We start from the raw sequence: 14,526 nt of genomic DNA, 5'->3' as shown, positions 1-14,526 counted from the left end.
CGTTCGGAAGCGAATCGGGGCGGTTCGAGTCCGGTCGGGCGGCTCGAACCGCTCGGGTGAGGGACGCTCGCGCGCCCCTTTCACCCGTCAAGAGGCTTGCGAGTTACTTGATCTTGTACGAGAACTCGTGGCACTCGTTGCAGTACACCTTCGAAGGTTCGTGCTCCTTGTGGCAGGCCGTGCAGGCGATCCCCTCGCCGTAGTGGTGCGAGGCGTGCGGATTCGGCTCGGGCAGGTTCTCGGTCTTTTTCGCGAGGTCCTTGTAGGAGCCGTGGCAGGCGAGGCAGGCCTTGTCCGACGGCACGACGAAGGGGTTGCCGGCGACGGCGTTTTCCTGCGTGTGGCAGGCGGCACAGTCCGTGAGCGCCTTGTGGTAGGGCTTCACGGTCGGGGCGGAGGCCGAGGCGGAGAGCGAGACGGCGCCGAGCGTAAGAGCGAGCGCGGTCGCGCCGAGAGCGGCAAAAGCGTTGCGGATCATGGGGATTCCTTTGAAGTATTCGGTTCGTGGTGATTACGGATTCGCGGTACCGTCGGCTCAGAGCGCGACGGGCTTCATCTTGAGGCAGTTGTCCGCGGCGACGCGGCCCATGACGAGACCGTCCGCAATGGCGCAGCCGCCGAGGCGCGAAGCGCCGTGCGTGCCGCCCGTGACTTCGCCCGCGGCATAAAGCCCTGGGATCACCTTCCCTTCGACCGAATAGACTTCGGCCTTCGCCGTGATGCCGACGCCGCCCATGCAGTAGTGCACCTTCGGCCAGACGCGGCAGGCGTAGAAGGGAGGCTTGTCGAGCTGAATCGCGAGGTCGAGCGCACGGTGGAATTCCGTGTCGTTCTTGTCGGCCACCATCGCGTTGAAGCGCTTCACCTGTTCGACGAGGGCATCCGCCGGAATGCCGTAGGCCTTCGCGAGGTCTTCGATCGTGTCAAAGGCCTTGATGACGCCGTACTTGAGGCCGTTCTTCAGGGTCTGGGCCTTTTCGACGCCCTTCGAGTCCGTGAAGCACACGGGGTAGACGGGCTTCCCGTCTTCCATGAGGCCGAGAATCGCGTCGGTACGTTCCTTGCGGTCGGCGAGTTCGTTGCAGAAGCGCTTCCCCGTACGCACGTCGACCATAATCCCCATCGGGAAGCCGGCGATCGTGTTGAACTGCGAGACGAGCCCGAAGCCGCGTTCGTCGGGCGAGCACCAGGGGCCGAGCTGGATCTGGTCGACCTGAACCGGGGCACCGCCGATCGCGAACATCTTCAAGAGGCCTTCGCCCGTCGCACCGGGGTGGTTCGTCGAGTCGAGGCGTTCGTCGAGGCTCGGATCCTGCTGACGGCGGAACCAAAGGTTGCGCGAGAAGCCGCCCGTCGCCATGATCACGCCCTTGCGGGCGCCGTAGGTCTGCAGAACGCCCGAATCTTCCTTCGGGAACTGGTAGCGTTCGCGCACCGTGAGACCGATCACGCGGCCGTCTTCGGCGCGAACGAAGTCTTCCATCTTCGCGTGGAGGTGGAGTTCCACGCCGTGCTTGCGGCAGGATTCCGTGAGCGGACGCGTGATGCCGCCCCCGGTACTTTCAACCGTCTGGAGCGTGCGCGGCACGGAGTGGCCGCCGAAGTGCTGCACGAAGTCCTTGTACTTGACGCCGTGGCGGAGCGTAAATTCATAAGCGGGCAGGCTCCCTTCGACCACCATCTTCAGAAGGTCCACGTGCGAGAGACCGCGCCCCGACTTGATCATGTCGGCAAGCATCCGGTCGGTCGAGTCTTCGATCCCGAACTTCTTCTGCAAGGGGGAACCCGCAACCGAGAACGCGCCGCCGTTGATCGCGGAATTGCCGCCGAAGGCGGGCATTTTTTCGATGAGAAGCACTTCGGCGCCGCCGAGTCGCGCTTCGAGCGCGGCGGCAAGCCCCGCAAAACCCGAGCCGACGACGATGATGTCGTACACCTTGTCGAACTTGGGCTTCGCGTTCGTTGCGGCCTGCGCGACGTTGCCGGCCAAAGCCGCGGCCGAGCCGAGCGCTCCGCCGATGATGAGGCGACGGCGGGAGGTCATGTGCTGTTCCATATGGGTCTCCGTTTATTAAAAAAATTCGTTCAAGCGTCGGACGCGCTCAGCGTCACGACGGGGTCACTTCCATTAGAAGCAAGAAGCGTGCCAAACTAGGAAACCCGCCGAAATTCCTCGCCCGCCCCCGACCGTTCGGGGAGCGCGCCCTTTACTCCGACTTTCCCTATCGGGGTTATCCCGAAGGGGTCTCTTCCTCAGAATTACGAAATGTCGTAGTTTATTCACGTAATATCGTTATCCTACGACATATCGTTTTTATCTTCTCCCTGCCGTACGTTTACCGACGAGGTTCCGCATGTCACTCTCCGAACTTCACCCGCATCGCCTATGGGAGGCTCTCACAGGGTCGCTCCGTCTTGACGTCGTGCTGCACCGCACGCTTCTCGCGTTGCGCGAGGAAGGGGTGCCCGTCGACGGAATTTTCGTCAACGTCCTTCGCGCCGAGCGCGGGCGAATCGAATTCCTGGCCGAAGCGGGTCCCGAGGGCGGGCGCACGATGTACGACGTGATCGAACTCTCGCCCGAGACGTTGGCGCTTCGCCATCGCGACGACTTTGCGACCCGGCGCGTTGCCGATCTTTCGGAAGACCCCTTCACGCGCGCCGTTGCTCCCGCCTACTTTCCCGAGATCCGCAGTTTCGTGATGATGCGGCTTCACATCGAAACGCAGCACCTCGGCGTCATGTGTTTCTGGAGCCGCAAGCCCCGAGCGTTCGAGCCCCGGCACGAGGCTCTGCTCGAATCCTTCCGCGTGCTTTTCGCTCTCAACGTGGGGTTTGCGGCGGCTATTCGACTGCGGCGCGCGAACGAGCAGCTCATGACGGAAAACCTCGCTCTTTCCGAAGCGCTCAAGCACGAAGGGAAAGAATCCGTCCTCTCGCGCCTTTTGCGCACGACCCCGTCCGCGGCGGAAATCGCCGAACTCCTGCGACAGGCGGCGCGCTTTGACGTGCCCGTGCTCATCACGGGCGAATCGGGCACCGGCAAAGAGGTGGTCGCCAACACCGTGCACCGCATGTCCGCCCGACGCGACGCGCCCTTCGTGCGCGTCAACTGTTCGGCGATTCCCGAGCCCCTGATGGAAAGCGAATTTTTCGGGCACGAAGCGGGCGCCTTCACGAACGCCGTGAAGCGCCACATCGGCTTTTTCGAAGAGGCGAACGGCGGCACGCTATTTCTCGACGAAATCGGAGAGTTGCCTCATTCGATGCAGGCGAAGCTCCTTCACGCGCTTCAGAACCAGTGCGTGCGCCGCGTAGGCGGCACGGTCGAAGTGCCCGTCAACGTGCGGATCATCGCGGCAACGAACAGGAACCTCGAAGCGCTCGTCCGATCGGGTGCGTTCCGACTCGACCTCTACTACCGAATCAACGTGCTGCCCGTGCGGCTCAAACCCCTCCGAGAGCGTACGGTCGACATCGAGCCGCTTCTCAACCTCTTTCTTTCGGAATTTGCGAAGGCCTACGGGCTGCGGGACGTCCCGCCCTTACTTCCCGCAGCGCTTCGCGAGGCGGAGGAAAAGCTCTGGCCCGGGAACGTTCGGCAACTGCGCAACGTCGCCGCCCGAACGCTCATGGCGCTCCCCGAAGTGATCGAACACCTCGCCTATTCGGGCGACGAAGACGCCGAGCCCGGCGACGAGCCCGAAACCCTTCGGAGAGGCGCCCGGTCCGGCGACGCACGCACGCCGGAGCTCGCATGGAGCGAGCCGGGCGACACGATGTCCGAAGCGCCGCAAGGATCGCAAACGTCCCGTGAGGTTGTCCTCCGGGAAACGCTTTCCTCCCTCACCTTCGAAGAAGTGCAACGGTGCTACTTCGAAGCGCTCCTTGCGCAAACGAACGGTCGGGTGGCGGGCGAACACGGTGCGGCGCGGCTCTCGGGCCTCAACGCGAACACGCTCCGAAGCCGCCTGCGGCGACTCGGGTTCGAGCGGTTCGAGCGCTCGTGAGGCACCGTGAAGAGCGAAGAAAGAGCGAACGGTGCACGGAATGCGTTTGAACCGTACGCAAAGAGGGAAAGAGGCGAAGCGCGCGGGCACTTCGCCTCTTTCGATTTCAGCTTCGGCCGAAAGATCGGTTTCGGTCGGCCGGCGACCTTACTTCAGGTAGGTCGAGAAGAAGTTTTCGATCGTATCGAACGGAATCTTCTTGTCGTAGAGATCCGTATGGTTCGCGCCCGGCACGATGACGAGCGACTTGTTCTCGCCCTTGAGGAGCTTGAACGCGTCCTCGCTGAAGTAGCGCGAATGGGCCTTCTCGCCGTGAACGAGCAGGACGGCGCTGCGGATTTCACCCGCGTACGCGAGGAGCGGCATGTTGATGAAGGAAAGGGACGACGTCGTATTCCAACCGCCGTTCGAATTGAGCGAGCGCTTGTGGTAACCGCGCTCCGTCTTGTAGTAGTCCCAGTAGTCGGCGACGAACTGCGGTTCGGCGGGGCGTTCGTCGGGAAGTCCGCCCGCGAGCGTGTAACGGCCCGCCTTGTAGTCAAGCGTGCGCCGCTCGTTGAGGGTCTTGCGCAATTCGTAGCGTCCTTCCTCGTCCGTGGCGTCGAAGTAGCCCCGGGCGTTGACGCGACTCATGTCGTACATGGTCGAGGCGACCGTTGCCTTGATGCGGGTGTCCATCGCGGCGGCGTTGAGCGCCATGCCGCCCCAACCGCAGATCCCGAGAATGCCGATGCGATCCGGATTGACGTCCCCGCGCGTCGCGAGGTAGTCGACCGCCGCACTGAAGTCTTCCGTATTGATGTCGGGCGACGCGACGTAACGGGGTTTACCGCCGCTCTCGCCCGTAAAGGAAGGATCGAACGCGATCGTGAGGAAACCGCGCTCGGCGAGCGTCTGCGCATAGAGGCCCGAGGACTGCTCCTTCACGGCCCCGAACGGTCCGCTCACGGCGATCGCGGCGAAGTTTCCGCCCGTTTTCGGCTTGTAGAGATCCGCGGCGAGCGTGATGCCGTAGCGGTTCACGAAGGTGATCTTTTCGTGCGTGACCCGGTCGCTTTGTGCAAACACCTTGTCCCACTCGGCCGTGAGCTTGAGGGGTTCGGGCTCGATCGAGCTCGGTTCGACGGGCGCCGCAAGCGCTCCGGCGGCGCACAGGCTCAGAGATGCCGCCAACGCGGCTTTGCAAAGGGTTTCGGGAATCGAAGCAGCCATATCCGGCCTCCAAAAGGTGCGAGGATGACGTACGGAGAATCGCCCGCGGGCGAGCACTCGCCGCGGCGCTTTTACTTCGAAAAGTCTATGAGCCCGACAAACAAATAACAAATACTTTCTTTTTACGCTCGTTCATGCCTTTTAAGCATGGATGTCGAGCTTCTCCTCTTCTTCGCGCAAGAGGTCGAGGAGAAGCTCCGCGGGTTTCGTAAGCCGCCGGTTTTTCTCCCACGCCACCACCACGTCGGCCTCGAGTTTCGGGTAAAGCGGCAACCACACAAGGCCGCTCTCGGGTTCCGGATTGACGATGCCGCCCAGCGCGAGCACGTGTCCGACGCCCGCTTCCGCCAAGAGATACGCGTTGAAGAGCAGGTTGAAGGTGCCGACGATGCGAAAATCCTCGGCCAAATACCTCAACCAACCCGCAAATTCGTTGCGCTCGAACGCCTGACTCGAGCAAATGATCGGTTCTCCGACGAGATCTCGGGCTTCGATGCGGCTCTTTCCCGCAAAAGGACCGTCCGCACGCGTCAGCACGCCCCAGACGTCTTTCGAACGCAGGCGAATCGTCGAGTAACCCGCCGCGTCCGCCGTTCCCACGAAGACGCCGAGATCGGTGAGTCCCGAATGCAATTCCGCCTTGACCGTCGGTTCCGCGCCGCTCACGATGGTGCAGCGCACTTTCGGCGCCATTTCCTGAAGGCGCTTGACGGCGCGCGCGAATGTTCTCAGGGCGGGCGTTTCGCCCGCCGCAATGCGGATTTCGCCCGAAAGCTCGTCCTCTTCGAGCATTTCCTGCTTGGTGCGATCGCACAAATCCACGATCGCCCGGGCCCGCTCGAAAAAGAGGCGCCCTTTTTCGGTGAGACGCAACTTGCGGTTCGAGCGCACGAAGAGCACGTGCCCGAGTTCGGCTTCGAGCTCCATGAACTGCCGCGAGAGCGTCGGTTGCGTCACGTGCAGGCGCTCGGCCGCACCCGAAATGCTTTCCGCCTCGACGGCGGCGATGAAGTAACGAAGAACGCGAATGTCCATGGCGATTTCTTTTGAAAGTGTCGGCAACAAACTTCCATGCCCGAAGAGCATGTATTCAACTCAATAATAAGTATTTGATAGGTTGAGCGCGAGGCACCCATAATATCCGGGACCGTACGAACACTTCTCCTTGCACGCACGCCATGCCGCTCTCACGCCGAACCTTCCTTGCCGCAACCGCCGCAACTGCGGCTTCCGTCTCCGGCGCCCGCGCTTCCGCCCGTGCCGACAGTTCCTCCTCTCGCCCGACCGCGGCGGGCGCAACGGACGCAACGAATGCAACGAACTATCGGGAGCCCGAACGCTTTTTCCCGCGTCACGTCCCGATCGGTCGCGGCCGGGGCGCCCTTCCGGGGCGCGTTGTCTGGGCGTACGACCCGGCGGCCGTGCACTGGGCGGGCGAAGGGTATTGGTGGGAAATCGAACACTACGACGCCCGCGTCGTACGCCGCATGCTCGATCGGGCCGTGACCGCTCTGGCGGGCGAGGTCCTTCCGGACGATCCCGCTCTCGAGCCCGAGGCCGCGCGCACGGCGCGCGCCTGGCAAAGGCTCTTCGAAGCCCGCAATGCCCGGGCCGACGGCGATTCCTCCGCACGGCCCGCACGCGGCTACCGTCGCGGCGAGAAAATCGCGATTAAGGTCAACATGAACGGTTCGGGCGCCTACGGCGCCGATGCGCCGGGGTTCACGGAAGAGAGCTACGGAAACGCCGTTCTCATGCGCGCGCTTTTGGAGAGCCTCGTCGAACATGCGGGCGTTTCGCCCGAAGACGTCACGTTTTACGACGCGGGCCGCATTTTCCCGAACTACGCGATGCGTTACGTGAACGAGGGCTTCGCGCCGGGCGCGGTCTTTCGTCACCGCGATCCGGGCGGGGAGCTCGACGCCCTGCCCGACCCCGACTTTCCCGTCCGTTGGGCGGGCGACATTCGGGGCGAGACCTCGTACCTCCCGCGCTGCGTTACGGAAGCGACCTACCTCATCAACCTCGCCAACCTCAAAGGTCACTGCTACGGCCTCACGCTCTGCGGCAAGAACCATTTCGGTTCCTTCGTCAACTCCGACCGCATGCGCGCGCCGCAAGCGGCGGGGCTGCACGGGAACGTGGCGGGTGCCCGTCCGGGCAACTATTCCGTGCTCGTCGACCTCGCGGCCCATGCGCACCTCGGCGGGAAAACCGTGCTCTACCTGCTCGACGGACTTCTCACCGCCACGGGCGAAAGCGTTTCGCTCACGGCCGACGCGGCACGCTGGTCGATGCCGCCCTTCAACGGGGGCTTTTCGGCAAGCCTCTTTGCGTCGCAGGATCCGGTGGCCGTTGACTCCGTGGGGGCGGACTTTTTGACGAGCGAACCGAACGTGCTCGAGCGCAACCCGGTGCTCGCGGGCAACACGGGCGTTGAAAACTACCTCCACGAGGCGGCCTCCGCCCCGAATGCGCCGTCGGGCACGCGCTACGAGGACGGGCTCGGTCATGCGGTCGAGTCGCTCGGCGTGCACGAGCACTGGAACAACGCAATCGAAAAGGCGTACGGGCGCAACCTCGGGAAGCCCGAGGGGATCGAACTCGTGCGCGTCTGACCGCCGGGGTTCGACGTCGAGCCCGCCGGGCATTCGCTCCCCGAACCGCGCCGCGCGTGCCGCGCCCGAACGCGGCACGCCGTTCGTTCCTCTTTCTTTTCATTGTTCATCCGACCCGCTTCGGAGGACTTCGCGCGCCGCGACGAGGCCGAAGCGCCCTTCTTTGCCATGCGTTCTTCGACCACCGCCCCTTCTTCCTCGGCCCCGTCCCGATCCGACGCCTCGCTCGTTTTGCTGCTCACCTTCGGTGTTTTCGGCATCATCGCCACCGAAATGGGCGTGGCGGGCATCATTCCTCAGATTGCCGAACGCTTCGACGTGTCCGTACCCGCTGCGGGATGGACCGTGAGCGCTTTCGCGCTCGTCGTTTCCGCGTGTGCGCCCTTTCTGCCCGCCGCGATGTCGGGCGTCGACCGCCGCAAGGTGATGCTCGCCACGCTGACGCTCTTCACGCTTTCGAACGTCGTGGCGCTTTTCTCGACGTCGTTCGCCGCCCTGCTCGCCGCTCGAATGCTCGCGGCCCTTCTGCATCCCGTCTATACCGCCATGGCCTTCACGCTCGCCGCGCAAGCGTCGCCCGAAGATCCCTCCCTCGGCATCTCCCGGGTCTTTACGGGCGTCTCGGCAGGCATGGTGTTGGGCGTTCCCTGGGCGAGCTTCGTGACGACGCACGTCGGCTATGAAGCCGCCACGGCTTCTTTCGGTCTCGCCAACCTCGTCGCGCTCCTCATCACGTGGCGGCGCGTCCCTTCGATGCCCGCAAAGCGCATCGGCCTCGGAGCGCAGCTGAGCGTACTGCGCGGTCCCGCTCTTCTCCTTGCGGTTGCGGCCTTTGCGGCACTGAACGGCGCCATGTTCGGGTTCTTTTCATTTCTGAGCGACTTTCTTCACCGTGCGAGCGGTTTTGACTTTGACGCGGTGAGTGCGGTGCTTTTCGGGTACGGCTTGGCGAACATCGTCGGCAACGTCCTTGCGGGGCGCTTTTTCGGAAAAGGGCGACGCTTTTTCTCGCTTGCCGTGCCTCCCGCAATGTTCGCGGCGTACACGCTTTTGTACGCGGCGGCCGACATGCGTCCGGCCGCGGCCGGCCTCGTTCTCGCGCTCGGTGTGGCGGCGGGCTTTGCGAACATCGTCGGTCAGAACCTCATCGCGACCGCCGCGCGGCGCGCGCCCGACCTCGCAAACGGGCTCTTTCTCTCGGCCGCAAACTTCGGCACCGCGCTCGGCACGGCGTTTTGCGGTGCCTTTATCGGAGGAATGGGCACAAAAGCCGCGCTCTTCGGGACGCTTCTGATGCTCGTCCTTGCGTTCGTGCTCACGGCGTTGCGCCTGCGCGCGGGCTCGATCGATCCCGAGCCCGTCGTGCCGAACGCATCGCAGCGCCCCGAAGGGGCGGCTGCCTGAAGGAGGACGGAAAAAGGCGACGAACGTCGCCCCAGAGCGTTCGGAACGTTCCGTACGTTCTGAAAAAAGGGGCGCCGAGGCGCCCCTTTTCCATTCGAATCCGCTTGTCCGCGAACCCGAACGGTTCGCGTTTTGCGTCGCGGTTTTACGCGGGTTTCTTGCCCGTTGCCAGCCCCCAGAGAATCGTGAGGACGGCGGCCGCGGCCGCGGGCGTCACCCAGCCGAGGCCCGACGCGGACCAGGGAAGAAGCGCAAGAGCGTCCGAGAGCCCCGGAATGCGCAACCCGCACCCTTCGAGCGCGAGCGTGACGGAGACGATGCCCGTCACGAGCATCGTCACGGGGTAGAGCTTCGGCATCGCACCGAGTCGGGGCGCCGCAAACGTGAAGAGCGCGAGCACGATCAGAACGAGCGCGAGCGGATAAATCGCAACGAGCACGGGGACCGACACCTTCAGGATGAGGGTGAGACCCGCGTTCGAGACGATCATGCTGAGGATCGCGAAAATCGCTACCCAGCCCGTGTAACCCGGGGCCGGAATGAGGCCGCGGAAGTAGTTCGAGCAGCAGGAAAGAAGCCCCACGCAGGTGTTGAGGCAGGCGATGAAGAAGATAAGCCCGAGGACCACGGCGCCCGCGGGCCCGAAGAGGTAGGCGGCCGCCTGCGTGAGCGTCTGAGCGCCGTTTTCAAGCCCCGAGAAGCTTCCGCCCGTCTGAGCGCCGACGTGGGCGAGCGCACCGTAGACCACAAGGAAGACGACGAGCGCGATGAGGCCCGCCTTGACGGTTTCCGCCACGATCGCCGACTCCTTCGTGACGCCGAAAGCGCGGATGTTCATCGCGATGATGAGCCCGAAGTTGAGCGCCGCGATGGTGTCCATCGTCTGGTAGCCCTCGATGAAGCCGCGCGCGAAAGCCCCTTCGGCGTAGGCGCCCGTCACGGGACCGTAGTCGCCGATCGGGTTGAAGAGCACCCCGGCAAAGAGCGTGAGGATCAAAAGAATCAAAAGGGGCGAGAGGCACTTCCCGAGGCGCTGCGTGAGTTTCTCAGGGTTGAGCGCGACGAGGAAGGCGACGAGGAAAAAGAGCACCGAATAGAGGGCCTGCGAACCCGCGAGCACGGGAATCCCGGCAACAGTCGACTCCAGAAGCCCCGTCGAATCGAGGATCGGGCGCACGACCATTTCGAAGGACGTGCTCGCCGTACGGGGAATGGCAAGCGCGGGGCCGATCGAGATGTAGATGAGGAGCGTGAAGCAGAAGGCGAACGCGGGCGAAACGCGTCGCGCGAGCGCGTCGAGCCCGCCCGACTCGGCCACCGCGATGACGCCGAGAATCGGGAAACCCACGGCGGTAAGCAAAAAGCCCGCCATGGCGAACCACGTGTGCGTGCCGGCTTCTACGCCGAGAAAGGGCGGGAAAATGAGGTTCCCCGCGCCGAAGAACATGGAAAAAAGCGTGAGCCCGACGAGAAGACGACTCTTCATCGGGAGTGCTGTGAGTGCTGCGGAAGACATGAAGGTGTTTGCGGTTGGGTGCCCGCGGAAAACGAAGCGAAAAGTCCGCTTCGGCGGGCCGATTTCTTATGGAAGGTTCGGGACGATAGCACGGCACGACGGAAAAGTGTTTTCAATCGTTCCGTCGGTCGTGAATCACCCTCCGAACGCACGCGAAAAGCGTCCGACCCGCTCCGAGTACAATTCCCATTTTCGAATGGCCGCCCCCCGGCCTTCCCGGCACCCGCCATCGTTTCTCGGTTTCACGTTTCCTTTTGACATGACCTCCGAATCGACCTCCCGCACCGACACCCGTCCGAGTTCGCACTTTTCCGCCGACCTCTTCTCGTTTGCTCCGGGGACGAAGTACCGCCTGACGCTTCCCGCCACGGCAAGCGACGCTTCGGCTGTCGCCGAAGCGGGCCTCGAAGCGCGTCGGCGCGGCGAACGGATTCTCGTCGTGTGCGCGGACCCCGCGAACGTGAGACGTCTCACGCAGGAATGCGCCTGGTTCGCGCCCGAAGCGGACGTGCGGGCGCTGCCCGACTGGGAAACGCTTCCCTACGATACGTTGAGTCCGCAGGAAGACCTCGTATCGGAACGCCTCGAAACCTTCTACCGACTGACGAGCGGCACCGGGGGCGCGGACATTCTCGTTGCCTCCGCCGTCACGGCCGCGCAACGCATGGCGCCCGTCGCGTTCGTCGGAGCCAACACCTTCCTTTTGCGTCGGGGCGATCGGATTTCGATCGAACGGCTTCGCGAAAACCTCGTCCGGGCGGGCTACGCCGCCGTGAAGCAGGTGCTCGCGGCGGGGGAATTCTCCGTGCGCGGGAGTATCGTCGACGTCTACCCGATGGGGTCCGACAACCCCTTCCGACTCGATCTTTTCGACGACGAAATCGACTCGATCCGGTGGTTCGACGTCGACACGCAGCGCTCGATGGAAGTCGTTGAGGAAATCCGGCTTCTCCCCGGGCACGAATTCCCCGTAACGGCCGAAGCGCTCGCCCTTTTCCGGCAGCGCTGGCGCACGGTCTTTGCGGGCGACCCCAAAAAGAGCATCGTCTATACGGACGCCGAAAAAGGAGTGCTGAGCCCGGGGATCGAATACTACCTGCCGCTCTTTTTCGACGAGACGGCCACGCTCGCCGACTACCTTCCCGAGTCGACCCGCGTGCTGCTTCTCGGCGACGTCGCGAAGGCGCTTCGCGACTTTCGCGCCGACATGACGAGTCGCGCGAAGATTTTCGCCGCGGACACCGCACGCCCGTCCCTGCCGCCCGAGGCACTGTGGCTTTCGGACGAAGAATTTTTCGTGAGTCTCGGGCGCTTCGCGCGCTTTCCCGTCGAACGGCCCGCGGACCCGAATGCCGAAGGGCGCCTCGCGGGCGCGACGGTCGACCGAAAGAACCCGAAGCCCTTGGCGAACCTCGAAAACTTCGCGGCTGCGGAAAAAGCCCGCGGTCGGCGCGTTCTCATTGCCGCGCCCTCGGCGGGACGGTTCGAAACGATCGGAGAGCTCCTGCGCGCGGGCGGTCTCAAGGTCGAGGAATACGCCGACTGGGAAAGCGCCCGGGCGGGCGAGGCCCCGCTCGGCCTGACGATCGCACCGCTTTATGCGGGGGCGCTCTTTGAAAGCATCACGCTCCTCACCGAAACGGAACTCTACGCCGCGAGCCCCCGGCGCAGTCGTTCGCGCCGCACCCGCACGGCGAATTCCATCGAAATGATGGTGCGCGACGTGGCCGAACTCAAAGTGGGCGACGCGGTCGTGCACGTCGACCACGGGATCGGGCGCTACCGCGGACTCGTGCACATGGAAACGGGCGAAGGCGAGAGTGAATTCCTCGAAATCGAATACAAAAAGGAAGCGCGACTTTACGTGCCGATCACGAATCTGCATCTCATTTCACGCTACTCCGGGAACGATCCCGCGAACGCTCCGCTGCACGCGCTCGGGCGCGGCGACTGGGAAAAGGCGAAACGCAAAGCCGCCGAAGAAGTGCGCGACACCGCGGCGGAACTCTTGCATCTCTACGCGCTTCGCAAGAGTCGTGCGGGCGAAGTCTTCCGGGTCGATCCCGTTGAGTACGAAGTCTTCCGCGAAGGCTTTGCCTTTGACGAAACGCCCGACCAGGCGGCCGCGATCGAGGCCGTGATCGGAGACATGACGTCGGGGAAGGCCATGGACCGGCTCGTCTGCGGGGACGTGGGCTTCGGGAAGACCGAAGTCGCGCTGCGCGCGGCGTTCGTAGCCGTGATGAGCGGAAAGCAAGTCGCCGTCCTCTGCCCGACGACGCTTTTGGCCGAACAGCACGCCGCGACCTTCCGCGACCGCTTTGCGAATTGGCCCGTGACGGTGGCGGAACTTTCGCGCTTTCGTACCGGGAAAGAAACCGCGAAGACGATCGAAGGGATTGCCGCGGGGACGGTCGACATCGTGATCGGGACGCACAAGCTTCTTTCCGAAAAGGTCGCCTTCAACAAACTGGGCCTCGTCATCATCGACGAGGAGCACCGCTTCGGCGTTCGTCAAAAAGAGGCGCTTCGCAAGATCCGTGCCGAGGTGGACGTTTTGACGCTCACCGCCACGCCGATTCCGCGCACGCTCTCGATGAGTCTTGAGGGCATCCGCGACTTTTCCGTGATCGCCACCGCGCCCGAACGACGCCTTTCGGTGAAGACCTTCGTGCAGGGCGAGCAGGAAGGGCTCATTCGCGAAGCGATTCTCCGAGAACTGAAGCGCGGCGGTCAGGTTTATTTCCTTCACAACGAAGTCGAGACGATCGAAAACCGGCGCGAGCGCTTGGAGCGGCTCGTGCCCGAGGCGCGCATCGTGGTCGCACACGGGCAGATGTCGGAGCGCGAACTCGAGCGGGTGATGCGCGAGTTTTACCAGCAGCGCTACAACGTGCTTCTTTGCACGACCATCATCGAAACGGGGATCGACGTCCCGACCGCCAACACGATCATCATCGAGCGTGCGGACAAGCTCGGGCTCGCGCAGCTTCACCAGTTGCGCGGCCGCGTCGGGCGCTCCCACCACCAGGCCTACGCCTACCTTCTGACGCCTCCCGACGGCGCCTACACGAAGGACGCGAAAAAGCGCCTCGAAGCGATTCAGTCCTTGGAAGAGCTCGGTTCGGGCTTTTACCTCGCCATGCACGACTTGGAAATCCGCGGTGCGGGCGAGGTGCTCGGCGAACACCAGTCGGGGGAAATCGCCGAAGTGGGGTACGAACTCTACAACCGCATGCTGATGTCGGCCGTCAAGGCGCTGAAGCGCGGCGAAGCCTTGGACCTTGACGCGCCCTTACGCACCACGACCGAAATCAATCTGCACGCGCCCGCGCTTCTTCCCTCCGACTACGTGTCGGACGTCTCGCAGCGCCTCGCCTACTACAAGGAGCTTGCGAGCGCCGAAGACCGGCTCGGTCTCGAGCGCACGCACGAAGCGATTGTCGACCGGTACGGGAAACTGCCCGACGCCGCCAAGCGGCTCATCCTCGTACACCGTCTGCGCCTGCGGTGCGAAAAGCTCGGCATTCGCAAAATCGACGCCGCGCCCGCCGCGACCGTGATCACGTTCGAACCGAAGACGACGGTCGAACCAATGGCGGTCGTGAAATTCCTCCAGAGACGAAAAGAGGCCCGCATGGCGGGCCCCGATCGGTTGCGCGTCGAGGTGGGAGGGGCCGACCCCGAAAAGCGCGCGGCGCTCGTGGCGACGTTCCTCGACGAACTCGAGGGACGCGCCTGAGGGAAAAAAGAGCGCGGAACGGAA

The 14,526-nt window shown here is 63.8% G+C and carries 9 protein-coding genes; 4 read left to right on the top strand and 5 right to left on the bottom strand.

Going from position 1 to position 14,526, the window contains the following annotated elements; translation table 11 throughout:
- Positions 1-103: 103 nt before the first annotated feature.
- A complete protein-coding gene (locus tag S6FBBBH3_RS03790) occupies positions 104-478 on the bottom strand; it encodes a cytochrome c3 family protein (RefSeq protein ID WP_120176487.1) in 375 nt (124 codons plus the stop codon).
- Between the two features lie 57 nt (positions 479-535).
- On the bottom strand, positions 536-2,044 hold the full coding sequence (locus S6FBBBH3_RS03785) for a flavocytochrome c (RefSeq protein WP_232008828.1): 1,509 nt from the start codon (positions 2,042-2,044) through the stop codon (positions 536-538).
- A gap of 310 nt (positions 2,045-2,354) precedes the next feature.
- Between S6FBBBH3_RS03785 and S6FBBBH3_RS03780 the strand changes: the two genes are divergently transcribed.
- Positions 2,355-4,010, top strand: coding sequence for a sigma-54-dependent Fis family transcriptional regulator (locus tag S6FBBBH3_RS03780; protein WP_120176485.1), 1,656 nt, complete (start codon positions 2,355-2,357; stop codon positions 4,008-4,010).
- 147 nt (positions 4,011-4,157) lie between these two features.
- On the opposite strand, the gene S6FBBBH3_RS03775 is transcribed toward S6FBBBH3_RS03780, so the two are convergent.
- Together S6FBBBH3_RS03775 and S6FBBBH3_RS03770 are read right to left on the bottom strand one after the other, a co-directional pair.
- Positions 4,158-5,222 carry an alpha/beta hydrolase gene (locus S6FBBBH3_RS03775; RefSeq protein WP_120176484.1) on the bottom strand — a complete coding sequence of 355 codons (1,065 nt, stop codon included), beginning with the start codon at positions 5,220-5,222 and terminating at the stop codon, positions 4,158-4,160.
- A gap of 141 nt (positions 5,223-5,363) precedes the next feature.
- Positions 5,364-6,257, bottom strand: a complete 894-nt coding sequence (locus S6FBBBH3_RS03770) for a LysR family transcriptional regulator (RefSeq protein ID WP_170143808.1) — start codon at positions 6,255-6,257, stop codon at positions 5,364-5,366.
- 143 nt (positions 6,258-6,400) lie between these two features.
- Here S6FBBBH3_RS03770 and S6FBBBH3_RS03765 point away from each other — a divergent pair, with 143 nt between their 5' ends.
- Positions 6,401-7,840 carry a DUF362 domain-containing protein gene (locus S6FBBBH3_RS03765; protein ID WP_120176482.1) on the top strand — a complete coding sequence of 480 codons (1,440 nt, stop codon included), beginning with the start codon at positions 6,401-6,403 and terminating at the stop codon, positions 7,838-7,840.
- Positions 7,841-8,008: 168 nt separating this feature from the next.
- Positions 8,009-9,244 (top strand): MFS transporter, encoded by a 1,236-nt coding sequence (locus tag S6FBBBH3_RS03760; protein ID WP_120177810.1) that lies wholly within the window; start codon positions 8,009-8,011, stop codon positions 9,242-9,244.
- 145 nt (positions 9,245-9,389) lie between these two features.
- On the opposite strand, the gene brnQ is transcribed toward S6FBBBH3_RS03760, so the two are convergent.
- Positions 9,390-10,730 carry a branched-chain amino acid transport system II carrier protein gene (gene brnQ / locus S6FBBBH3_RS03755; RefSeq protein WP_232008827.1) on the bottom strand — a complete coding sequence of 447 codons (1,341 nt, stop codon included), beginning with the start codon at positions 10,728-10,730 and terminating at the stop codon, positions 9,390-9,392.
- 289 nt (positions 10,731-11,019) lie between these two features.
- On the opposite strand from brnQ, the gene mfd reads away from it, so the two are divergent.
- The gene (gene mfd, locus S6FBBBH3_RS03750; RefSeq protein WP_120177809.1) at positions 11,020-14,502 is read left to right on the top strand and encodes a transcription-repair coupling factor; all 3,483 of its coding nucleotides are present in this window, start codon (positions 11,020-11,022) and stop codon (positions 14,500-14,502) included.
- Positions 14,503-14,526 lie beyond the last annotated feature (24 nt).

It is taken from the genome of Sutterella megalosphaeroides (assembly GCF_003609995.1).
GTDB classification, from domain to species: domain Bacteria; phylum Pseudomonadota; class Gammaproteobacteria; order Burkholderiales; family Burkholderiaceae_F; genus Sutterella; species Sutterella megalosphaeroides.
The sequence above is the reverse complement of the archived record's forward strand: the minus strand, read 5'-3'. Positions and strand labels throughout refer to the sequence as shown.

Bases quoted from the DNA above. Each gene is read 5' to 3' on its own strand.
- mfd (WP_120177809.1), top strand. From the start codon at position 11,020: ATGACCTCCGAATCGACCTCCCGCACCGACACCCGTCCGAGTTCGCAC.
- S6FBBBH3_RS03770 (WP_170143808.1), bottom strand. From the start codon at position 6,257: ATGGACATTCGCGTTCTTCGTTACTTCATCGCCGCCGTCGAGGCGGAA.
- S6FBBBH3_RS03765 (WP_120176482.1), top strand. From the start codon at position 6,401: ATGCCGCTCTCACGCCGAACCTTCCTTGCCGCAACCGCCGCAACTGCG.
- S6FBBBH3_RS03780 (WP_120176485.1), top strand. From the start codon at position 2,355: ATGTCACTCTCCGAACTTCACCCGCATCGCCTATGGGAGGCTCTCACA.
- brnQ (WP_232008827.1), bottom strand. From the start codon at position 10,730: ATGAAGAGTCGTCTTCTCGTCGGGCTCACGCTTTTTTCCATGTTCTTC.
- S6FBBBH3_RS03760 (WP_120177810.1), top strand. From the start codon at position 8,009: ATGCGTTCTTCGACCACCGCCCCTTCTTCCTCGGCCCCGTCCCGATCC.
- S6FBBBH3_RS03775 (WP_120176484.1), bottom strand. From the start codon at position 5,222: ATGGCTGCTTCGATTCCCGAAACCCTTTGCAAAGCCGCGTTGGCGGCA.
- S6FBBBH3_RS03790 (WP_120176487.1), bottom strand. From the start codon at position 478: ATGATCCGCAACGCTTTTGCCGCTCTCGGCGCGACCGCGCTCGCTCTT.
- S6FBBBH3_RS03785 (WP_232008828.1), bottom strand. From the start codon at position 2,044: ATGACCTCCCGCCGTCGCCTCATCATCGGCGGAGCGCTCGGCTCGGCC.